Here is a 21,810-nt window from a genome sequence, read left to right on the forward strand (position 1 = left end):
ACGGTCCGGGGGCGTTGCGTTTTGATTCCAACGATGTGACGGGCGTTCAGGGGTCGTCTTGGGCCCTAGGGGTTTTCCCAGGCCGCCGGTTCCGCCGCCAGTCGCCGGACCGGTTCGGGCAGCGCGCCGGCCGCGATGTCGGCGACCGTGACGCCCTCCAGGATGCGGCGCACGTTGGCGCGCAGCGCGATCCACAGGGGCAGCAGCGGTTCGGCGGAGCCGGTGTAGGTGAGGCCGGTGGGCCGCTCGCCGCGTACGGACACGATCGGCCCGTCCACCGCGCGGATGATGTCGGCGACGGTGATCGCGGCGGGGTCCCGGGCGAGCCGGTAGCCGCCGCTGCCGCCGCGGCGGCTCGTCACGAGGCCGCCGCGCCGCAGGTCCCCGAGGATGCCCTCCAGGAACTTGTGGGGGATCTCCTGGACCGTCGCGATGACCTCGGACTTCACCGGGTCGTCGTCCTGCCGTACGGCGAGCTCCAGTACCGCGCGTACGGCGTAGTCCGCCCGTGCAGAGATCCTCATGGGCCACATTGTCGGCCACGCGGGGCGGACCGGGAGACCCGCCCCGAGTCCGCGCGGCCGTGGGCGTCGGCGGGGTCGGCCGGCATCAGCCGAGGCGGATCACGTTCCAGGAGAGCGGTTCGAGGGCGGCCTTCAGCACCCCGCCCTCCAGCGTCGTCCCCTCGGCCGCGTGCGGACCGACCCGCTCGGGCTCCGCGAGCGTGTTCCGTGCGTCGGGGTCGGCGTCGGCCAGCACGCTGTGCTCCACCACCCGGCTCAGGTCGAGCCCGCCCAGCGCGACCTCCAGCGGAAGCGCCTCCGTACGGCTCCGGTTGACCGCGAACACGGTCACCGACCCGTCCTCGGCCCGCACGGCGGTCGCGTGCAGCAGGTCCGCCTCCCCGTACTTCTCCGTGGCGTACGTCGGCGAGTCCACCCGTACGTCGAGGACCAGGCCGCGGCCGTACCGCGCGGCCTGGGCGAACGGGAAGAACGTCGTCTGCCGCCAGGCGGGACCGCCGGGCTCGGTCATGATCGGGGCGATGACATTGACGAGTTGGGCGAGGCAGGCGACGGTGACGCGGTCGGCGTGCCGGAGCAGCGCGATGAGGAGGGAGCCGAAGACGACGGCGTCGGTGACGCTGTAGTTGTCCTCCAGGAGGCGGGGGGCTTCCGCCCAGTCCCGGGTCTCGGAGTTCTCGATCTCGTGCCACTTCGAGATGTACCAGACGTTCCACTCGTCGAAGGAGAGGTTGATCTTCTTCTTCGACTTGAGCTTCGCGCCCACGTGGTCGGCGGTGGCGATCACGTTCTCGATGAAGGACTCCATGTCGACGGCGGAGGCCAGGAAGGAGTCGATGTCGCCGTTCTCGGGCTGGTAGTAGGCGTGCAGGGAGATGTGGTCGACGAGGTCGTACGTCTCCTCCAGGACCGTCGCCTCCCAGGCGGCGAAGGTCGGCATGGACTGGCTGGAGGAGCCACAGGCGACGAGTTCGACGCCCGGGTCGATCTGGCGCATCGCGCGGGCGGTCTCGGCGGCGATGCGGCCGTACTCGGTGGCGGTCTTGTGGCCGGTCTGCCAGGGGCCGTCCATCTCGTTGCCGAGGCACCAGAGTTTGATGCCGAACGGGTCCTTGTCGCCGTGCGCGGCACGGAGGTCGGACAGGGCGGTGCCGGCGGGGTGGTTGGCGTACTCCTGGAGTTCGAGGGCCTCGGCGACGCCTCGGGTGCCGAGGTTGAGGGCCATCATGGGTTCGGCCTGCGGGCCGATCTTCTTCAGGAAGGCGATGTACTCGGAGAGGCCGAAGCGGTTGGTCTCCGTGGAGCGCCAGGCGAGGTCGAGGCGGCGGGGGCGGTCCTCGACGGGGCCGACGGAGTCCTCCCACTTGTAGCCGGAGACGAAGTTGCCGCCGGGGTAGCGGATCGTGGTGACGCCGAGCTCACGGACCAGCTCCAGGACGTCGGTGCGCAGGCCCGCCTCGTCGGCCGCCGGATGGTCCGGCTCGAAGATCCCGGTGTAGACGCAGCGGCCGAGGTGCTCGACGAAGGAGCCGAACAGTCGGGGGTTGACCTCACCGACCTGGAAGGCGGGGTCGAGGGTGAAGCGGGCTGTGCGGGCCATGGACATCCTTCGCGTTCGATATCACGAATGGTGCTCGTTTGGTCGAACGGGACGTTATGTTCGCCGGTGGAGAGAGTCAATGGGGGCCGACAGGACGAACGGCGGTCGAACGATCGTTGGTCCGATTTCAACGATCGTTGGATTTCCGTGGTGTTCAGGCCACCGGGCACGTAGGGTCTGGCCGTGCCCGACCTCCCCGAACTCCTCCCCCACACCCTCGCCCGTCTCGACGCACTCGCCGCCCGGACCGGGGCCGATCGGGGGCAACTCCTCGACGTGGCCGCCCTGTCGGAGCGCACCGCGCTCGGTGAGGACGTCGTGCGGGCGCTGCTCGACGGGGGCGAACCGCCGGGCGACCGGATCGACGACCGGGTGCGCCGGCGGGTGCGGGCGCTGCACACGGCGTATCTCGCGCGCAGCGGCAAACGCACCGTCGACGTGTGCAAGGAGGTCGCCGAGCGGCTGTCGATCAGCCCGGAGTGGGCCCGGCAGCTGCTGCTCGGCAAGAAGATGCCGAACGTGCCCGACCTCACCGAACTCGCCGCGTTCTTCGGCGTCGAGGAAGGTGTCCGGTTCTTCACCGACCCGGCCGCCGCCGTCCTGGACCGGGAACTGCGCCGGGTGCTGGAGGGACTGGAGGGGGACGGGGGCGAGGGTCCGCTCGTGGAGTTCGCGACCCGGCACGGAGTGGTGACCCTCGCGCTGCGCGGGGGGCGGATGAACCTGACCCGGCGCAAGCAGGAGGCCCTCGCGGTGATGCTCGAAGGGCTGCTCGGCGTCGACGAGGAGGAGCCCGCGAAATGAGCCGTCGTGAACCGGGCGGCGCACGGCCGCGCGGGTCGGCCGGGGCCGCCGCGGCCACCGGTGTCCTCGGCCGGGTACGGGCCGCGCTGCTGCCCGCCCGGCCCGCCGCCGAGCGGCGCAGGTTGACCGCCGGGCTCGCCAAGGCGGTCCGGGCGCGGCTGGACGGCCCCACGGGGGTGCGGGAGTTGGGGGCGGCGCTGTGCGCGGAGATGAGCGCGCGGCGCGGCGGGCGGCCGGTGGAGCTGCGGTTCGAGCGGTTCCCGGACGAGATAGAGGTGACGGGGCTGTGGATGGAGTTCCCCGACTTCGACCTGGTGATCGTCGAGGAGCGGGCCGCTCCCGTGCAGCAACTGGTGATCCTGGGCCATGAGTTGTGGCATCTGCACGCCGGGCACAGCCATCACCGGGTGCCGGGCGCGGACGCCGCCGCGTTCGCGCTGTCCGATGGGCCGGGCTGGCCCGGGTCCGCCCTCGGGGTCGCCGCGCGCAACGGCTCGCACGCCTCGGCCGAACAGGAGGCCGAGGACTTCGGCCACCGGCTCGCCACCGTCCTGCGTCCCTGGGTGGACACCGGGCACGGGGGCCCCACGGGTCCGGCCCCCGGCGGTCCGGCCCACGGCACCCCGGCTCCCGGCACCCCGGCCGCCGCCGGTCCGGCCGACCGGGCGGACTCGGTGCGGCAGGCCCTCCAGGCGTCCCTCGGCTACCGCGGACCGCGCGGATGAGGGGGGCCACCGTGTCCGCGACCACGATCGGTGCCATGAGCCCCGCCGACTTCTTCGGCGGGCTGTACATCTCGTTCTGGATCCCCACGGCCGTCCTGACGGCCGCGCTGGTGATCAAGCTGCCCAGCATCGTGAAGCTGTGGAAGGACCCGCTGCTGCGGGCGGTCGGCGGTCTGCTGCTGCTCGCGTGCAGTGTGTTCCTGTTCGCGGTGCCGTCGGTGATCGCCTGGACCAACCGGGTCGTCGGCGTGCCGAACGTCGCCGCGCCCTGGGTGTACTCGCTGATCACCGCGTACTGCGCGGCCTGTCTGCTGCTCATCGTCGCCTGGCGCAACGGCCCGGCCGACCGCTCCCCGACGACCCGCCGCGCCATGCGCTGGGTCGTCAGCGTGTACGCGGCGGTGATCGTCGTCCTGTGGGTGCTGTTCGCGCTGGCGGACGTCCCCCGGGAGCGGCTGCGCGACCTGGACACGTACTACGCCACCACGCCCTTCATGCGCGAGGAGATCCTCCTCTACCTCGCCGCCCACACCGCGGCCTGCCTGATCACCTGTCATCTGATCCGCAGCTGGGTCCGCACCCAGGGCCTGGACCTGTGGCTGCGCGGCGGTCTGAAGGCGCTCGGGATCGGCTACGCGCTCAACCTGGTGTACGACGCCTCGAAGATCACGGCGCTGGTCGCCCGCTGGACGGGCCACGACCTGGACTGGCTGAGCACCGATGTGGCGCCGCCGGTGGTGGCCGTGGCGGCGATCTTCATCGCCGTCGGGTTCATCCTGCCGCACGGCGGCCAGTACCTGCACGAACGCTGGCGGGTACGGGTGAGCCACTGGCGGCTGCGGCCCCTGTACCTGCTCACCCGGAGCGTCAGCGGCTCCGGGGTGCCGTTCGCCCTGCGCGCCACGGCGGAGCTGCGCCTCACCCGCCGCGAGACCTTCATCCGCGACGCCCTGCTCCAGCTGGCCCGCCACTTCGACGACGATCTGCACCGCCGCGCCTACGCCGGGGCCCTCGCCCTCGGTCACGGTCCCGGCCGGGCGCGAGCGCTGGCCGCCGCGGTGACGATCCAGGACGCGCTGGCCGCGCGGAAGGCGTCGCCCGCCCCCGGGCCGCCGGTCCTCTCCCTGACGTCGGGCCCGCTGATCTTCCCCGACCTCACGGCCGGTCCGGGCCGCGCGGCCTGCCCCGAGCTCACCGTCTCCTCCGACCTCACCGACCTCCTCCAGGACATCGACGCCGTCTCCCGGGCACTGCGCCGCCCCGCGGAGATCGAGGAGGTCCGCACCCTCGCGACCGGATCAGCAGGCTCATCCGGATCGACGGGCCCCGTCGACCCCGCGGACCCGGCGTCCTCCGCCGCCGAGAGCAGCGTGTCCGCGCACGAGTGACGGCCCGTCGGCCCCCGAGGTACGGGTGGGCCGACGGGCCGTCGACGGATGTGCGGTGCGGGTGGGCTCAGCCGGCGAACGCGGGCTGCGCGAGGCCCTTGCCCGCGCCCGGCACGACCAGCAGCGAACCCGACAGCGGATGCGGGGTGTCGGTGCCGACCCGGGCCGTGGTGATGTACAGGTCGGTCAGGTCGGTGCCGCCGAACGCGCAGGCGGTGGGGCGGGGGGTGGGGAGGGGGACGACCCGGTCCAGTTCACCGGAGGGGGTGTAGCGGCGGACGGCGCCGCCCTCCCACAGAGCGACCCAGACACAGCCCTCGGCGTCGACGGTGAGGCCGTCGGGGAAGCCGGCGCCCTCCTCGATGGTGACGAACGGCCGCCGGTCGACGGGGAGCCGCACGCCGTCGGTCTCCACGTAGTCGAAGACGTCGATACGCCGGGTCGGCGAGTCGATGTAGTACATCAGCTGTCCGTCCGGGCTCCAGCCGATGCCGTTGCTGACGGCGACGTCGTCGAGGACGGCCTGCGCGAGGCCGTCGGCGGTGAACCGGGCGAGGGTGCCGCCGCCCGGGGCCTCGTCGTAGCGCATGGTGCCGGCGAAGAGGGAGCCGTCGGGGGCCACGGCGGCGTCGTTGGCCCGGCGGCCCGGCACCGGCTCGTGGTGCAGCCAGCGGAAGCCGCCGTCGGCGTCGCGCAGCCCGACACCGTCCCGCAGGTTCAGGACGAGGCCGCCGCCGGCGCGGGGCTTGGCCGCGCCGACGTGCTGCTCGGTGACGAGGATGGTGCGGCGGCCGGAGGCCGGATCGTAGGTGTAGACCCGCGAGCGGAGGATGTCGATCCAGATCAGCCGCTGGGCGTCGGTGTCCCAGGTGGGCCCCTCGCCGAGGGTCGCGTACTCGCGTACGGCGATGTCGTACGTGCTCATGCCACGCTCCGGTGTCCGAGGCGCTCGGAGAGTTCCGCGGCGCCCTTGGCGGCGAGCTGCTCCAGCTCGCTGCGGCGGTCCTCGCTCCAGCGGATCATGGGGACCGAGATGGAGAGCGCGGCGACGACCTTGCCCGTGCGGTCGCGGACGGGGGCGGCCACGCAGGAGACGTCGGGGTTGGACTCGCGGTTCTCCACGGCGAGACCCCGCTCACGGATCTGGGCCAGGGTCTCGCGCAGCACGCCCGGGTCGGTGATGCTGTTGGGCGTCATGGCGACCAGGTCGGCGTCGTCCGGGATCCGGGCGTTCAGCTCGGCCTCGGGAAGGGAGGCGAGGAGCATCTTGCCGACGGAGGTGCAGTGCGCCGGAAGGCGACGACCGGCGGCGGACACCATGCGGACGGCGTGCGTGGAGTCGACCTTGGCGATGTAGATGACGTCCGTGTACTCCAGGATCGCCACGTGCACCGTCTCGTCGCAGGTCTCGGCGACGGTACGGGCGACCTGCTGGCCCTCGGCGGCCAGGTCCAGCTGCTCGGCGTAACGGCTGCCCAGCTGGTACGGACGGACACCGAGGCGGTAGCGTCCCGGCTGACCCGCAACGGGCACGATGTAGCCACGGGCTGCGAGCGTGGTGACCAGCTCGTGGACGGTGGTGCGCGGCAGCTGGAGCTTGCGCACGATGTCGGGAGCGGAGAGTGTGCCGTCCCCGTCCAGGAAGAGCTCCAATATGTCGAGCGCCCGGGTCACGGCAGGTACTAGGCGTCCCATGGTCGGCCCCCTCCCTTGTTTCTTCGTTCTCGGTACCGGCTGTGTTCGAAATTTCAACAGTCGATCGGCATGACGAACACAGGCTAATCAACGGGGTGCGGCCGGGCAATGGCCGAGAACACCCCGTGTTTCCCGGCATGTGGGTGAGGGCAGCCCCTTTCCACACCAAGGGGACGGGGGCGGACGATGACGGAAGCCGGCGGAGCGGCCAGATTCCTGCTCGGCGGCCTGCTCGGCCTGACGCTCGGAGTGGGGCTCGTCGGCGGGGCCTGGCTGATCACGGGGGACGACAGTGACGAGGCGCCGGGGGCCGCGGGGGCACCGGCCGGCCGGGGCGGGGAGCTGTCGGCGCCCGCGAAGCTGGGCAGGTTCATCCATCAGGACGAGGCCGTCCTGGAGCTGGACGCCTCGCAGGGGAAGGAGCTGGCGGAACGGAACCGCGACTGGGACGGCAGGAGCGGGGAGCTGCTGTCCGAGGCGCACGGGGGCGCGGCGGCGACCGTCCAGTCCTTCTCCGACTCCCGTCTGGAGTCGTTCTTCCAGTTCGCGGCCGTCCGCGGACCCTCCCCGCGGCCGTACGTGCCGTACGCGGACCCGTCGGCGCTCGGTCTGGAGAAGCCGACGAACGAGAGGGTCACCTTCGGGAAGGTGGACTGCGTCCTCCACCACCAGCCGACCAACGCCGGGAACGAGCCGGAGCCCGACAGTGTGTCCACAGTCTCCTGTCAGCGCGGCGACGAGCGGCTGACCGTGCTGGTGCGCGATGTCACGGGGGACCTCACGCACGAGCCGAGCGAGGTGGCCCGGCTGGTGGACGAGGCCTGGGCCGGACTCACGTAGCTCCCGGTGGCCGCGCCCCTGCCGCGGCCGCCGCGCGCGTCAGCGTCGGCCGCGCGGGTCGCCGAGCTCTCCCCGGAGTCGTTGCGCCCTGAGGACCAGTTCCAGCTCGAAGCGGCGGTCGGGGTCGTCGATCTCGTCGCCCCACAGTTCCCGGATCTGGCGCAGGCGGTAGCGGACGGTCTGGGGGTGGACGCCGAGTCGGGTGGCGACCTCGGGGGCGCCACCCCTGGTCTCCAGCCAGGCCAGGAGGGTCTCGGCGAGGCGGCGCCCGTGCGTGGGGCCGCAGTGCGCGAGGGGCGCCAGGCAGCGTAGGGCCAGGTCGTCGATGAGCTCCTCCGGCTGGAGGAGGACCAGGGCCTCGGTGTGCTCGGTGCAGTGCAGCACCTCCCCGGCGGGCAGCAGCCGGCGTTCCATCAGGCTCACCGCGGCCTCCGCCCAGCGCAGCGACTTCGCCGCCTCCGCGAGCGGCACGGGCGGCCCGATCGCGCCGGACCACCCGGCGAGGGCCCGGTGGAGGAGTTCGGGGCGCCCGGCGGCGTCCGGTTCGGGCACGACCATGCGGGGCTGCTCGTACTCCATGTCGAGCAGGACGCCCTGGCCGACGGCCGGGGCCATGGCCTCGCGGGCGGGCCGCAGCAGGACGCCGACGGCGACCTTCTCGGGCAGGGGCCAGCCGATCCGGGCGGCACGTTCGGTGAGCGCGTCCGCGGGGTCGCCCCGGTGGTGCTCGACGAGGAGCAGCTCCATGAGGCGCCGCTGGAGCCGGAGCCGTTCGCCGGCCTGCCGGGCCGCCGCCTCCGCGTAGCCGCGCACCGACTGGTCCACCAGCCCATCCAGGTACTCGTAGCCGGCGTCGACCAGCTCGTACATCGCGGGCGGCGGGATCTCCACGCGCTGGCCGATCTCGGCGAAGCGGCGCCAGGCGAGGCGTACGCCGAGGCGGTAGATCGCCTGGAGGGAGTCCAGGCTGCGGCCGTGCAGGCCCTCGCCCCGGCCGAACTCCTGGAACACGCCGGGAGGCACCCGCGGGCGGCCCTCCGCGGTCTGGAGGTGCTGGACGAAGACCTCGATGGCGCGGCGGATGCCGATGAGGGCCATCGGCTCGCCGGAGTCGTCGAGGACGACCGGCAGATGGGGGTACTCGCGGCGGATCTCGCCCAGGATCTCCTCGGCGAGGGCCGGCGCCTCGGCCAGGGCGATCGCGGCGAACTCCCGCACCTGGTCACGCGGTACGTCGTGCCAGGCGGAGCGGACTGAGACGGTTCCCGGGCGCCCGGTCACCCCTCAGCGCTCCTGGCCGGCGTTCTCGTACGTGATGAGCGGGGTGTTCGGCTGGTCCGGGGTCGCCTCCAGCAGTGCGACGACACCGAACGCGGCCGCCACGGCGAGCGCGGCGGCGGCCACCATGGTGAGCGCGGCGGCGAGGGCGCGCCGCGGAAGTCCCGTCGCCCGCGCGGAGGGCGGGTCCGGCGGCGTCTGGTGCGTGGTCTCGGCGTGCGACATCGCAGGGTCAGCCTCTCGGTCGAAAGGTCGGCCCCACCCAGGGCACCCCACACCTCGGGACCTCCTGACGGTCCCGGTACTCGTCCACCTCGCCGGGGGCGTGTCGACGGCCCCTCAGCCAGTCGTCCGTCCCGGACACCGGCTCCGGCCCAGTGTCAGCAATGCATTGACACTGCGTCAAGACTCCGCCTACGGTTCCCGGCCCATACGTCACGCGCACCTTCCCCCTGGCGTCGCCCCATCCGAGACGCCTACCCGAGCCGCACCTTCCAACGCCCCTGGAGTGCCCGGATGCGCCGTACAGCCTCACCCCTGTCCCTGGTCCTGCTGGGCCTCGGTACCTTCCTGCTGGTCCTCGCACCCCTGCTGGCCTGGTACGTGGAGCCACGGGCCGCGCTGAACCCGATCGACATCGACACGACCGCCGTCTACACCGGCACGGGCAGCGTCTTCGACGTGGAGCAGGTGCGGACCGTACCGGACCAGAAGATCACCGTGACCCAGCGGGTACGCGGCGACGTGGCCGAGAGCGAACGCAGCGGAGCGGCCGTGTGGGACGTGATCACCAGCGTCGACACGGACAGGTCGCTGCCGGCCGCCGACCCGCACGACGCGCTGGACTTCGTCCCGCACCGCTGGGTCAGCGACCGCAGGACCAACCGGCCGGTGCACTGCTGCAAGGAGAAGCCGTACATCGAGGGTGAGGCGTACCTGAAGTTCCCCTTCGACGTGCGGGAACGCTCCTACCGCTGGTGGGACAACTCGCTCGGCGCGACGGTCACGCTCCACTACGAGGGCCGCAAGAAGATCCGCGGGTACGAGGGGATGCGTTTCACGGCGACCGTTCCGGCGACGAGGACCGGCACGCGGCTCGTGCCCGGCGCCCTCGTCGACGAGCCGGGCCGGCCGCAGGTACTGGCCGAGGAGTGGTATGCCAACCACGGCCTCGAACTCGTCGTCGACCAGGCCACGGGACGCGTGCTGTACGCGCGGACCGGGCCGCGCCGGACCCTGCGGGCGCCCGGCGGCACCGAGGACGCGGCCGTGCTGCTCGACAGCCGGAAGCTGGCGTTCACCGCCGAGACGCAGAAGTTCGCGGTCGAGCAGGCGGACCGGGACAGCGGACTGCTGCGGCTGGTGGGGCGGACGCTGCCGATCGGTACCGCTGTGGTGGGGTTCGTCCTCGCCGTGCCGGGTGCCGTTTTGGTGGTGCGCGGCAGGCGGCGTCCCGAAAGGTCCGAGTCGCCCCAGGATCCGATCACGATATGACAGGGCGTCAGTTCAACAAACCCCGGAAATTGTCACGTCGGTGAGTAGCAGCTTCGAAACTCTCGGCGAAAACTGTCCACCCCACCTGAGCACAGCCCACCCATACCTCGCTCCCGACCTCGCTCCCGCGCACCACGACCTGCCCGCCGCGACCGGACCGTCCCCCCACACGCCCCACCGGAACAACCCTCACAGCGAACCTCCTTCTCCCCCGCTGAGTTCCGCACCCCGAGACGAGTTGGAGCACCCATGCCCCAGCACGTGCCGTTCTCGCTGGTCGACGCGTTTCCCCGCGGCGTCCGGCACGCCCCGGCGGGCGCCCCACCGCCACGCCGGATCGTTTTCCTCGCCCGCCGTGACCTCGGTAATCCGGCGGCGGGGGGCTCCGAGCTCCTCGTCCACCGGCTCGCCGAGGGCCTGACGGGACTCGGTCACCAGGTCACCCTGCTCTGCGGGGGCCCGGCGGCCCTGCGCGACTACCGGGTCGTGTCCGCGGGCGGCGACCTGAGCCACCACTTCCGGGCCAGAAGCACCCTCGCCCGTCAGGTCGGCGACTGCGACCTGCTCGTCGAGGTGTGCAACGGCATGCCGTACCTGACACCGCTGTGGCACCGCGGGCCGACGCTGTGCCTCGTCAACCATGTGCACACCGATGTGTGGCAGATGCGGTTCGGCGGGGCGCTGGCGCCCGCGGCCCGGCTCGGCAGAAGCCTCGAACACTGGGCGCTGACGGGCGCGCAGCGCGGCAACCTCGTGGTCGCCGTCTCCCCGTCCACGGCGACGGCGCTCACCGCGATCGGCGTGGACGGCGACCGGATCCGGGTCGTCCACAACGGGGTCGAGGAGCCGGGGCCACGTGCCGAACGGTCGCCCGAGCCGCTGTTCGTCGCCGTGGGGCGGCTGGTCGAGTACAAGCGGATCGATCTGCTGCTGCGGCTGTGGGAGCGGGTCAGGCCCGTCACCGGCGGTCGGCTCGTCATCGTCGGCGACGGACCGGAGCGGCAACGGCTGGAGGCGATGGCCGGGCCCGGCGTCGAATTCGCCGGGCATGTCTCCGAGGCCGAGAAGCACCGGCTGCTGTGCGCGGCCTGGCTGCTGCTGCACCCGTCCGCCATGGAGGGGTGGGGGCTCGTCGTCACCGAGGCCGCGGTGCGGCAGACCCCGTCGGTCGCCTTCGACGTGCCGGGCCTGCGGGACTCCGTCGTGGACGGGGAGACCGGGGTACTGGCCCGGGGGGAGTCGTCGTTCGCCGCGGCCTGGTGCGCGCTCGCGCTGTCGGCCGACCGGCGGGAGCTGATGGGGAGGGCGGCGCGGGAGCGGGCGGCGCACTTCCGGTGGGGGCACACGGTGCGGCGGTTCCGGGCGGTCGCCGCGGAGGCGGTGCGGGGTGGGGGCTCTTGAACGCGCGAGAGGGTGCCCTGAAGGATCCGTCGCTGCGGCGGTCCCTCGCCCTCTTCCGGGCCTTCATGAGGGAGCAGGACGATCCCGCGTCCTGCTACGCGCTGCTCGCCCGGGACGCCGTCGACCAGGTCGTGGCGTACGGCGGGGCCCTGGAGGGCCGCACGGTCGTCGATGTCGGCGGGGGCAGCGGCTACTTCACCGAGGAGTTCCGGCGTCGCGGGGCGCACGCGTACCTCTTCGAGCCGGATCTCGCCGAGCTGGGGGCGAAGCCGCCCGACGGGGCGGTGATCGCGGACGGGTATCTGCTGCCGCTGGCCGACGGGGTCGCGGACGTCACGTTCTCGTCCAACGTGCTGGAGCACGTGGCGGATCCGCCGACGTTCCTCAGTGAGCTGGTGCGGGTGACCCGGCCCGACGGGCTGATCTATGTGTCGTTCACCAACTGGCTGTCCCCGTGGGGCGGCCACGAGTGGGCGCCCTGGCACTACCTGGGGGCGGAGCGGGCGCGGGCCCGCTATCGGCGCCGCACCGGGAAGGACGCCAAGCACACGCTCGGCGAGAACCTCTTCGCCGTGCACATCGGACGCACCCTGCGGCAGGTGCGTGCACGGGACGACGTGACGGTCGTGTCGGCGCGCTCCCGCTACTGGCCGTTTCTCGCGGAGACCGTCGTGAAGGCGCCGGGCCTGCGCGAGTTCGCCACCTGGAACCTCCTTCTCATCCTCCGGCGGTGTGCACCATGACGAGCACGGTCCAGGCTCCACCTCCCGCGCCGGTGCGGCCGGCGGGCACGACCGGGCGGCCCCCCGAGGGGCGTCGGTCGCGCCGCTGGCTCCTGGGGTTCTGGGCCGTGGTGTTCGTGCTGCTGGTCGCCGCGCGGCCCGGACGGCAGACCTTCGACACCAAGCTCGGGGTGACCACCGACCCCTGGCAGTTCGTGTCCGACCTCGGGCAGCTGTGGCACGACCGGGGCGGGTTCGGCGGGATCCAGGACCAGTACGCCGGCTATCTGTGGCCGATGCTGCCCTACTACGGCGTCAGCGATCTCGTCGGGCTGCCCGTGTGGCTCGCGGAGCGGCTGTGGATGTCGCTGATCGTGTCGGTGGCCTTCTGGGGCGCGCTGCGGCTGGCCGAGCGGCTGAGGATCGGGAGCCCGGCATCGAGGCTGGTGGCGGCCGCCGCGTACGCGCTGTGGCCGGTGTTCACGACCGTCGTCGGGTCGACGTCGGCGGCCGCCCTGCCGGGGGCGTTCCTGCCGTGGGTGCTGCTGCCGCTGACGAACGAGCGGTACAGCGCGCGGGTGGCCGCGCTGCGGTCGGCGCTGTTCGTCCCGTTCATGGGCGGGGTCAACGCCGCCTCGACCCTCGCCTCGCTGCTGCCCGTGGGCCTGTATCTGCTCAGTCGGCCGCCGGGACCACGCCGGCGGAGACTGATCGTCTGGTGGGTGCCGGGGGTGATCCTGGCGACCCTGTGGTGGGTGGTCCCGCTGCTGCTCCTCGGCTTCTACGGGGAGAACTTCCTGCCCTATGTGGAGACGTCGCAGACCACGACGGCCACCATGTCCGCCACCGAGGCGCTCAGGGGCGCCGGGAACTGGGTGGGCTATCTGCACTTCGGTGAGGCATGGCTGCCGGCCGGCTGGTCCGTGGCCGCGTCGGCGCCGGTGATCCTGTCGTCGGCGCTCGCGGCGGGCCTCGGCCTCGCCGGGCTGGCCCGGCGGGACATGCCCGAGCGGCGCTGGCTGGTGCTGACGGTGCTGACGGTCGCCCTCGTCACGCTCGCCGGGTACGCGGGATCGTTCGGGGCGCCTTTCCACGGGGTGGTCCAGGACCTGCTGAACGGGGTCCTCGTGCCCTTCCGGAACATCTACAAGTTCCAGACGGGGCTGGCGCTCGCCCTGGTCCTCGGGCTGGCCCATCTCGTGGGCGTGGCCGCGCGGGAGCGGGGGGCCCGGCGGGTCCGGGGGCGTGGTTTCGCGCCGCTGGTCGCGGCCGTGGTCGTCCTGCCGGGGCTGCTGTGGCCGTACCTCAACGGGTCGGTGCTGCAACCCGGTTCGTTCCAGGAACTGCCGACGTACTGGCGGGCCACGGCCGACTGGCTGGAGAAGTACTCGCCGGACTCCCGGGCCCTGGTCGTGCCCGCCACCGCGCACGGCATCCACACGTGGGGCTCCACCATCGACCAGCCGCTGGACGTGCTCGCCGAGTCCCGCTGGGCGCAGCGCGACTACGTCCCCTTCGGCACGCCCGGCAACCGGCGCGCGATGGACGCCGTCGAGCAGGCGCTGCTGACCGGGGCCGAGGTGCCGGGGCTCGCCGACTTTCTGAGCCGGGCCGGTCTGTACTACGTCGTCGTCCGCAACGACCTGGACCCCGACCAGATCGGATCCGTGCCCACCAGCACCGTGAAGCGGACCCTGGAGCAGTCCGGGTACGAGCGGGTGAAGGGGCTGGGGCCGGTGATGACCGGCGGGGTGATCGCCGAGAACACCCCGTTGCAGGTGGAGGGGTTGTACGCGCGGCAGCGGGCCGTGGAGATCTACCGGCCGGCCGAGGACGTGCCGCGTCCCGGGCAGGCCGGGCTGAAGGGGATCGCGGACACCGCCGTCGTGTCCGGTGGTCCGGAGTCGCTGCTGCCGCTGGCCGCCGACCCGTCGATGCGGGACCGCGCGACCGTGCTGACCGGTGACAACCATCCCGGTCTCGGCACCCCGGCCGTCCAGGTGGTCGGCGACGGGCTGCGGCGCGCGGACACCCGCTTCGGCCTGGTCAACGCCAACACGTCGTACACGTACACGGCCGACGAGCGGAACCCGAGCGGGAGCGTGCAGGACGCGGGCGGCAAGCCGCGGCAGATCCTCCCGTTGAAGGGGCTCGGGCATCAGACGGTGGCGGAGCTGCGCGGCGCGAAGTCCGTCACCGCGTCGACGTCCGGCAACTGGCTGTTCCACCTCCCCCGGTTCGACCCGGTGAACGCCTTCGACGGCGACCCGGCGACGGCCTGGGCGGAGGGCGCGCCGGGGTCGGCGGACGGGCAGTGGCTGCGGATCGACTTCGAGGAGGCGCAGGACATCCCGTCGACGTTCGAGGTGACCCCGCTGCCGCAGGACGGGGTGCGGTCGGCGCCCACCCGGATCAAGGTGGAGACCGAGCGGGGCTCACGGTCCACGAACCTACAGGCCGACGGCTCCACCCAGACGGTGGGCGCCCGGCCGGGCGAGACGAACTGGCTGAAGGTCACGATCCTGGACTCGGCGGAACGGCACACCGGGCTGGTCGGCGCGGGCTTCTCCGAGATCGAGATCCCCGGCGTCCGGGTGACCCGGACCCTGCGGCTGCCGACGGACGCCCAGGGCCCCGACAACACCGGCGCCCCCGTCGAGATGGTCTCCCTGCGCCGCGCCGCCGACCCCACCGGGCTGTCCCCCACGGGCACCGAACCGGGGCTGCACCGCGTCTTCGGCACGACCACGGCGGGCACGTACGAGGTGAGCGCGAGCGCCGTGCCCGTGCCGGGCGAAGCCTTGGACAAGCTGCTGTACAAGGTCGCCCCGGAGCAGGAGAACCGCATCACGGCGACCGCCGACTCCACCGCCTCCCTCGGCGCCGGGCTGTCGCCGCGCAATCTGACCGACGGGGACCTGACCTCCGCGTGGATCGCGGGCGACGACCCGACGATCCATCTGCGCTGGACGGGCAAGCAGCCCATCGGCTCGCTGGTGCTGGCCCCGGCGGGTGGTCTGTCCACCCGGGCGACCAAGGTCGCGATCAGCTCCCCGGACGGCGCGGCCGTCGCCGCCGTCGACGAGAACGGCTGGGTCCGCTTCGACCCGATCACCACCGACCGCCTCGACATCACCGTCACCGAGACGGCCCGGCTCACCGTCCACAACCCCGTCGCCGGGGACGATCTGCGCCTCCCGGTCGGCCTGGTCGAGGCGTACGTCCCGGCGCTGGACCCGTACCGCACCCCGCAGCCCGCCCCGACGCGCGACGTCGACCTCCCGTGCGGTGAGGGCCCGGTCGTCGAGGTCGACGGCAAGCGGTACGAGACGAGCGCGAAGGGGACCGTACGGGACCTCACCGAGCGCCGCCCGCTGGAGCTGACGCTCTGTCAGAACGACAGGCCCGACGCCGCGTTGGAGCTGGGCGCCGACGAACGGCACACCGTCGACTCCGACGACTCGGGGGCCCTCGCCGTCACCGAGGTCACGCTGACCCGCGGCACGGTCACCGCGCCCGCCGCCACCGGACGCGAGCTGCGGATACGGGACTGGCTGGGCGACCGCCGCGAGGTGACCGTCGGCGACGGCGCCGCCTCGTACCTCACCACGTACGAGAACTACAACGACGGCTGGAAGGCCACCCTGGGCGGCCGTGAGCTGACCCCGGTACGGCTCGACGGCTGGCAGCAGGGCTGGCGGATCCCCGGCGGGTCGGGCGGCGCGGTCAAGCTGTCCTACGAGCCGTCCGTGACGTACGAGGCCGGGCTGATCGGGGCCGGGGTGGGCCTCGCGGCCCTCGTCGGGCTGGCGCTGTGGCGGCGCCGGGAGCCCAACCCGGACGCGCCGCAGCCGGCACCGCCGGCCCCCGGCCTGTGGCTCGGCACGGTCGCCCTCACCCTCGTCGGCATCGTGATCGCGGGCTTCCTCGCGCTCCTCGTCCCACTGCTGGCGCTCCTCGCCCGGACGCGGCACGCCCTGCTGGTGCCGATCGCGTTCCTCGCCCTCGCCGGGGCGGGCGTCGCGGCGGCGGCCGGAGCGGGCGAGCCGGTGGCGGCGGACCAGGGAGCGTTCGGGCCGGTGGCCCAACTCCTCGCCCTCCTGGGGCTGTTCGCGGCGCTGGTGAGCGTGGGGTCCGGCGCCGAGCCGTCCCCGGAACGGCCCGGCTCCCCACGGGAGTTCCCGGTACCGCCGGGTGCGGAGGAGCCGACGGAGCCCTTGCCGCGGCGGACCCGCACCAGCGGCCCCGCCGCGAGCCAGACGATCTCCGCGCGCGGCCCCGGCGCCCCGTACCGGGAACCGGACACGCCGACCCGCCGGATCCCCCTCACCAAGCCGAAGCCGGGGGCCGCCGCGTCGGCGGACGACGGGGGCGGCGGGGGTGGCACCGGCCCTGCGGGCGGAGCTTCCGGCGGCGCGGGTGGTGCCTCCGGCGGCGCGGGTGGTGCCTCCGGCGGCGCGGGTGGTGCCTCCGGCGGCGGGGGTGGTGCGGGTGCCGCGGACGACGGCGACGGCGTCACCGGGAGGGGCGGGCGGACATGACCACACTGGACCATCCGGCCCGCGACGACGCCGCCCGGGGCCCCGTCCGCATCCCGTTCCCGGTCGTCGACGAGGTGTCCCGCCACTGCCTCCAGGAGGAGGAACCCGAGACCGTCCACATCGAGGTCCATCTGCCGGGCCGCCTCGCCCCCGACCGCCTCCGGGCGGCGTTCACCGAGGCCCTCCACCGGCACCCCCGCATCCTGATGCGGGAGGCCCCGGCGCACTGGTACAGCCGCCGCTACGAGTGGGAGCTGACGAAGGAACCGGAGGTGGAGGTGGTGAGCTTCCCGCCCCCGGGTCCGCACGCCCTGCGGGACGCCCGCACCAGGTCCCTGACCCAGGCCCCACCGCTGTCGCTCTCCCCGCCGATCCGTCTGGAGGTGGTCGCGGGCGCGGGCCCGGCGGAACTCCCGGAACGCGAGGGCACCGTCCTCTTCCTCACCATCAACCACACCGCCCTGGACGGCCCCGCCTGCCTCCGCATCCTCGCCACCGCGGCGGAGCTGTACGGCGGCGAGGACAACGCCCCCACCGCGCCCCCGGTCCGCGCCACCACCCCCGACCTCCCCCTGGCCGGCCCCGAGACGCCGTCCACCTGGGCCCCGCCCGCGCGTGTCGCCCCCGGCACACCCGAACCCTCCCCGGGCAACGGCCTGCTCGTCACCGAACTGCCGGTGCCCCGCCGCCCCAGGTCGGCCCCGTACACCGTGAACGACCAGCTCATGGTCACCACGGCCCTGATGCTGGCCCACTGGAACCGGGAGCACGGCGCCCGCCCGCGCCCCTTCCGCATCACCATGCCCGTGGACGACCGCCCCCGCGACACCCGCATGCCCATCGGCAACGGCACCCGCCTGGTCGACGTCGCCTTCCTCCCGGAGGAGGTGGACCAGCGCCGTACGCCCACCGCCGTCCTGCTGCGCCGCACAGCCGACCGCACCCGTGCGCTGAAGTCGCTCGCCCGACCCCAACTGGGCCACGGCGCCTCGCTCCTGACCGCGCCCGTCGTCCCCGTCTCCTGGCGGGCGGCCCTCACCCGGGGACTGCGCCGGGCGGCCGCCCCCTGGACGTCGACGACCCTGCTCAGCAACATCGGCCGCATCCCGTACTCCCTGGACTTCGGCCAGGAGGCCGGCCGCGCCCACGCCGTGTGGTTCTCGGCGCCCGCCCGCATGCCGCGCGGCCTGACCGTCACGACCGCCTCCACGGCGGGCCGGCTCCACCTGGCCCTGCGCTGGTCCCGCGCCCTGCTCGGCCACGGCGACGGCGCCCACCTCCGCGACCTCTTCGAGCACTATCTGCACGCGACGGAAGAGGACACCCCCTGATGTCCACGAAGACACCCAGGACAACGGCTCCGACGGACACGACCGACCGCCCCGGCCTGCGGGACTTCTACGAGGACCCGGCCGTTCCCGTCGCCTCCGGCAGCCCTCGCAGTCTCCGCCAGGCCCGGATGCTCGCCGAGGCGCTCGGCCCGGCCGCCCGCGGCGCCCGCACGATCCTCGACATCGGCTGCGGCGACGGCACCGCCGCCGCCACCGCCGCGCCCCTCCTGCCCGGCCACCGCCTCATCGGCGTCGACTGGTCCCAGGACGCCCTCCGCCGCGCCCGCACCCGTCTGCCGTACGCCGTGCGCGGCGAACTCACCGACGGGGGGCTGCCGTTCCGGGCCGCGTCCGCCGACGCCGTGCTGTTCAGCGAGGTGATCGAGCACCTCGTCGACCCGGACGCGGCGCTCGACGAGATCCGCCGCGTACTGCGCCCCGGCGGCCATCTGATGCTCTCCACCCCGAACCTCGCCGCCTGGTACAACCGGGCCCTGCTGCTCGCGGGCGTCCAGCCGGTGTTCTCCGAGGTCAGCCTGCGCGGCATCCACGGCCGGCCGGGCACCGAGGTCGTGGGCCATCTGCGGCTCTACACGGCCCGAGCGCTGCGGGAGTTCGTGGCCGCGTCGGGCTTCGAGATCGTACGGCTGCGGGGCGCGCCCTTCCACGGCGTACCGCGTCCGATGCGTCCGCTGGACCGGCTGGTGTGCGCGGCCCCGTCGGCCGCGTCGATCCTGCTGCTGCACGCGCGCAGGCCGCCGTCGACGCGGGGCGCGTGACCATGTGGTGGGGGGTGGCCGCGGCCCTGCTGGCGAACGCGCTGTACAGCACCGGGTTCGTGCTGGAGAAGCGGGCGCTCGGCGCGCTGCCCCAGGTGTCGGTGCGGCAACCGCTGAGACTGCTGCGGCTGGTCCTCGGCAGCCCCCTGTGGATCGGGGGTTCGCTGTCGCTGGCCGCCGGGTTCGCGGCGCAGCTCGCCGTGTACCGTACGCTGCCGATCGCCGCCGCCCAGGGCATCTTCGTCTCCGGGCTGGTGCTGCTGGTGCTGCTGTCGGCGCGGCTGCTCGGGGAGGAGACCACGGGCCGGGAGCGGTACGCGCTGGGCGCCATCCTCGCCGCGCTGCTGATGGTGGTGCTGTCGCTGGACGAGGGCTCCGACACCGTCAGCCGCGACGCGCCGTACGCGCTGGTCCTCACCATCTGTCTGCCGTCGCTGGCGCTGGGCGTGTGGCTGTACCGGTCCGCGGAGCGGCGCGCCCGGCACCGGCACCGGCTGCCGACCACCGGCGTCGAGTACGGCGTGGCCGTGGGCCTGCTGTACGGCGTCAGCTCCCTCGCGATCAAGGGGGTGTCGAGCCGTCTCACCGTCGGCGGGATCGGGGACGCGGTGGTCGCCGTGCTGCGCTCCCCGTACCCGTATCTGCTGCTGTTCACCGGCGCGTTCGGCCTGGTCATGTCGCAGGCGGCGCTGCAGCGCTGCCGGGCGTCGCTGATCGTGCCGGTGTGCACGACGGTGACCAGCCTGTTCACGGCCGTGCTCGGCACGCTGTCGTTCGGCGAGTCGCTGCCGGACGATCCGTTGCGGCTGGCGCTGCGGCTGTCCGGCACGGTGCTCGCGGTCGGTGTCCTGCTGAGCATGCCCAAGCACGACGCGCCGCCGCCGACGCAGCAACCCACCGCCCCCGCCAAGGAGTTGACGCCGCCATGAACCCCGACGACCCGTTGCTGCAGATCCTGGCGTGCCCGCTCGACAAGGGCCCGCTGCATCTGGTCGTGCCCGAGGCAGGCCCGGACGAGGCGTCCCGGGCACCGGAGTCGCTCTACAACCCGCGGCTGCACCGCCGGTACCCGATCGTCGACGGCATCCCGCAACTGCTGCCGTCCTCGGGCGAGCAGGTCACGGAGGACGAACACGAGGAACTGCTGAGGAGGATGTGTTCATGACCACGCTCGCCGCCCGGCTGGCCCCGCTGCTGCCCGACCGGGCGGTCGCCGCGACCGCCCGGTTCGTCTATCCCCGGTTCGAGCCCGAGCTGACCCGGCTCGACGAGCTGTGCCCGCCCGGCTGCGGCACGGCCGTCGACGTCGGCGGCTGGTACGGCCCGTGGACGCACCGGCTCGCCCGGCGGGCCACGCGGGTGGTGACCGTCGAGCCGGTGCCCCGGCTGGCCCGGCTGCTCGTCGCGGACGCCCCCGGCAACGTCCGGGTCGTCCAGGCCGCTGCCTCCGACCGGCCGGGCACCGCCCGGCTGTGGCTGCCGCCCGGCGACGACGGCGGACGGGGCGTGTCGTCGCTGGTCCGCCGGGACATCCACGCCCGCGCCCTGGACGTCCCGTGCGTCACCCTCGACGGGCTCGGCCTGAGCGAGGTCGGCTTCGTCAAGATCGACGTGGACGGCAACGAACTCGCCGTGCTGCGCGGTGCCTCCGCGACCCTCGCCCGTGACCGTCCGGCCCTCTTCGTCGAGCTGGAGTCCCGTATCCAGCCGATCGCCCCCGTCGTCGATCTCCTCACCGGCCTCGGCTACACCGGCTGGGTGCTGCCCGCCGGGACCTGGCACCGGCTGAACCCGGCCGTGCTGGAGGCCCACCAGGCGCGTACGTCGTACGTGGCGTCGCACGGTCTGCTGCGCCGGGTCCTGCCGTTCGGGGGGCCGCGGTACGTGAACTCGGTGCTGTTCCTGCCGGACGGGCGCCGCCCGGGCGGGGGGACGGTGCGGGAGCATGGCTCCCATGCCCTCCGCGAAGCGCCCCGGTAGCCCCTCGGGTCCGTTCACCCCGCTCGACTTCCAGCTCGTGCTGCTGCGGCGCATGGCCGACCACAATCCCGGGCTCGTGGAGGAGGCCCGGCGGGAGCTGGGGGTGTCGATCGCGGAGATGCGCGAGGCGAACAAGCGGTGGCAGGCGATGGTCCGCTCGCCCCGGGCGCGGGGCGCCGCCGCCCGGTACCGGTCCGTGCTGGGCCCGCCGGAGTCCGTGGCGCCGCGCCGTATCGGCGACCTGGACTGCGAGGCCCGGCTGTGGCCGGTGCCGCTGTGGCCGGACCTCCGGTTCGAGGTGCTGGTCGGCCCGGACGGGGCGGTCTGGAACGAGTGGCTCGTCCGGGCGCCGGGGGCCGCCGGCCCCGCCCCGGCCACGCTGGAGGACCTCACCCCGTGGTCGTGCACGGTCGACGAGGTGGCCCGCGCGTTCGCCCCGGCCCGGCCGCTGGAGGGGACGGCGCCGACCCGCTGGGGGCTGGCGTTCACCGCGCCGGACGCGCGGGGCGCCCGACGGGAGGTCGTCGCCGAGTTCACGTGGGGGCTGTTGCAGCGGGTGAGTGCGCAGTAGGGCCTGCCGCCGGTCGGGTCGGGCTGTCGGCGGTTGGCTGTCGGCCCATCGAGGGCCTGTGGCTCGGGTCCGGGTCGCGGTCACGAGTGGGGGACGTGACCGTTCATCCTTGCCTCTCATTCGCTCGCCGCCGGACC

Annotated in this window: 20 protein-coding genes; 14 read left to right on the top strand and 6 right to left on the bottom strand. The window is 73.6% G+C overall.

The features are described from left to right. Nucleotides 1–65: 65 nt before the first annotated feature. Nucleotides 66–524: an RrF2 family transcriptional regulator gene (locus M8J73_RS09600; protein WP_055537546.1), complete on the bottom strand. Its 459-nt coding sequence runs from the start codon at nt 522–524 to the stop codon at nt 66–68. Nucleotides 525–609: 85 nt separating this feature from the next. Next, entirely contained in the window at nt 610–2,124 is a 1,515-nt protein-coding gene (arfA, locus tag M8J73_RS09605) for an arabinosylfuranosidase ArfA (protein ID WP_055537547.1), read from the bottom strand. Between the two features lie 183 nt (nt 2,125–2,307). Between arfA and M8J73_RS09610 the strand changes: the two genes are divergently transcribed. From M8J73_RS09610 to M8J73_RS09620, 3 genes are read left to right on the top strand one after another with little or no spacing between them, the layout of a single operon-like run. Next, on the top strand, nt 2,308–2,928 hold the full coding sequence (locus M8J73_RS09610) for a hypothetical protein (RefSeq protein WP_055537548.1): 621 nt from the start codon (nt 2,308–2,310) through the stop codon (nt 2,926–2,928). Then, the gene (locus M8J73_RS09615; RefSeq protein WP_240501069.1) at nt 2,925–3,653 is read left to right on the top strand and encodes a toxin-antitoxin system, toxin component; all 729 of its coding nucleotides are present in this window, start codon (nt 2,925–2,927) and stop codon (nt 3,651–3,653) included. Before M8J73_RS09610 ends, M8J73_RS09615 begins: the two co-directional genes overlap by 4 nt. Continuing rightward, a complete protein-coding gene (locus tag M8J73_RS09620; RefSeq protein ID WP_372503922.1) occupies nt 3,650–5,041 on the top strand; it encodes an MAB_1171c family putative transporter in 1,392 nt (463 codons plus the stop codon). The genes M8J73_RS09615 and M8J73_RS09620 overlap by 4 nt, the downstream gene beginning before the upstream one ends. Before the next feature lie 67 nt (nt 5,042–5,108). On the opposite strand, the gene M8J73_RS09625 is transcribed toward M8J73_RS09620, so the two are convergent. Both M8J73_RS09625 and M8J73_RS09630 read right to left on the bottom strand, forming a co-directional pair. After that, complete coding sequence (locus M8J73_RS09625) at nt 5,109–5,966, bottom strand: SMP-30/gluconolactonase/LRE family protein (RefSeq protein WP_249828467.1); 858 nt, start codon at nt 5,964–5,966, stop codon at nt 5,109–5,111. Next, the gene (locus tag M8J73_RS09630) at nt 5,963–6,736 is read right to left on the bottom strand and encodes an IclR family transcriptional regulator (protein WP_055540078.1); all 774 of its coding nucleotides are present in this window, start codon (nt 6,734–6,736) and stop codon (nt 5,963–5,965) included. The genes M8J73_RS09625 and M8J73_RS09630 overlap by 4 nt, the downstream gene beginning before the upstream one ends. A gap of 186 nt (nt 6,737–6,922) precedes the next feature. Here M8J73_RS09630 and M8J73_RS09635 point away from each other — a divergent pair, with 186 nt between their 5' ends. Then, the gene (locus M8J73_RS09635) at nt 6,923–7,576 is read left to right on the top strand and encodes a hypothetical protein (protein WP_055540077.1); all 654 of its coding nucleotides are present in this window, start codon (nt 6,923–6,925) and stop codon (nt 7,574–7,576) included. 39 nt (nt 7,577–7,615) lie between these two features. Here M8J73_RS09635 and M8J73_RS09640 read toward each other — a convergent pair whose 3' ends face one another. Continuing rightward, complete coding sequence (locus M8J73_RS09640; protein WP_055540076.1) at nt 7,616–8,857, bottom strand: PucR family transcriptional regulator; 1,242 nt, start codon at nt 8,855–8,857, stop codon at nt 7,616–7,618. 3 nt (nt 8,858–8,860) lie between these two features. Next, a complete protein-coding gene (locus M8J73_RS09645) occupies nt 8,861–9,079 on the bottom strand; it encodes a hypothetical protein (protein ID WP_055540075.1) in 219 nt (72 codons plus the stop codon). Nucleotides 9,080–9,370: 291 nt separating this feature from the next. Between M8J73_RS09645 and pgfA the strand changes: the two genes are divergently transcribed. The 10 genes from pgfA to M8J73_RS09695 all read left to right on the top strand — a co-directional run bounded on the left by pgfA (nt 9,371) and on the right by M8J73_RS09695 (nt 21,673). After that, nucleotides 9,371–10,348, top strand: a complete 978-nt coding sequence (pgfA, locus tag M8J73_RS09650; protein ID WP_055540074.1) for a cell envelope lipid trafficking protein PgfA — start codon at nt 9,371–9,373, stop codon at nt 10,346–10,348. Nucleotides 10,349–10,597: 249 nt separating this feature from the next. Beyond that, nucleotides 10,598–11,749 carry a glycosyltransferase family 4 protein gene (locus M8J73_RS09655; RefSeq protein WP_055540073.1) on the top strand — a complete coding sequence of 384 codons (1,152 nt, stop codon included), beginning with the start codon at nt 10,598–10,600 and terminating at the stop codon, nt 11,747–11,749. A 65-nt stretch (nt 11,750–11,814) separates the two neighbouring features. Next, entirely contained in the window at nt 11,815–12,492 is a 678-nt protein-coding gene (locus tag M8J73_RS09660) for a class I SAM-dependent methyltransferase (RefSeq protein WP_055540080.1), read from the top strand. Further along, nucleotides 12,489–17,012: an alpha-(1->3)-arabinofuranosyltransferase domain-containing protein gene (locus M8J73_RS09665; protein WP_249828468.1), complete on the top strand. Its 4,524-nt coding sequence runs from the start codon at nt 12,489–12,491 to the stop codon at nt 17,010–17,012. Before M8J73_RS09660 ends, M8J73_RS09665 begins: the two co-directional genes overlap by 4 nt. Continuing rightward, on the top strand, nt 17,009–18,343 hold the full coding sequence (locus M8J73_RS09670; RefSeq protein WP_249828469.1) for a condensation protein: 1,335 nt from the start codon (nt 17,009–17,011) through the stop codon (nt 18,341–18,343). The genes M8J73_RS09665 and M8J73_RS09670 overlap by 4 nt, the downstream gene beginning before the upstream one ends. After that, nucleotides 18,343–19,122: a class I SAM-dependent methyltransferase gene (locus M8J73_RS09675; protein ID WP_249828470.1), complete on the top strand. Its 780-nt coding sequence runs from the start codon at nt 18,343–18,345 to the stop codon at nt 19,120–19,122. Before M8J73_RS09670 ends, M8J73_RS09675 begins: the two co-directional genes overlap by 1 nt. A 14-nt stretch (nt 19,123–19,136) precedes the next feature. Beyond that, nucleotides 19,137–20,051 carry a hypothetical protein gene (locus M8J73_RS09680; RefSeq protein ID WP_055540847.1) on the top strand — a complete coding sequence of 305 codons (915 nt, stop codon included), beginning with the start codon at nt 19,137–19,139 and terminating at the stop codon, nt 20,049–20,051. Then, nucleotides 20,048–20,287, top strand: a complete 240-nt coding sequence (locus tag M8J73_RS09685) for a Trm112 family protein (RefSeq protein ID WP_055540840.1) — start codon at nt 20,048–20,050, stop codon at nt 20,285–20,287. Before M8J73_RS09680 ends, M8J73_RS09685 begins: the two co-directional genes overlap by 4 nt. Further along, complete coding sequence (locus M8J73_RS09690; protein WP_055540841.1) at nt 20,284–21,102, top strand: FkbM family methyltransferase; 819 nt, start codon at nt 20,284–20,286, stop codon at nt 21,100–21,102. The genes M8J73_RS09685 and M8J73_RS09690 overlap by 4 nt, the downstream gene beginning before the upstream one ends. Next, a complete protein-coding gene (locus M8J73_RS09695) occupies nt 21,077–21,673 on the top strand; it encodes a hypothetical protein (protein WP_206187953.1) in 597 nt (198 codons plus the stop codon). Before M8J73_RS09690 ends, M8J73_RS09695 begins: the two co-directional genes overlap by 26 nt. The last annotated feature ends 137 nt before the right edge of the window (nt 21,674–21,810 follow it).

The sequence above is a fragment of the Streptomyces neyagawaensis genome (genome assembly GCF_023516595.1).
GTDB lineage: Bacteria > Actinomycetota > Actinomycetes > Streptomycetales > Streptomycetaceae > Streptomyces > Streptomyces neyagawaensis.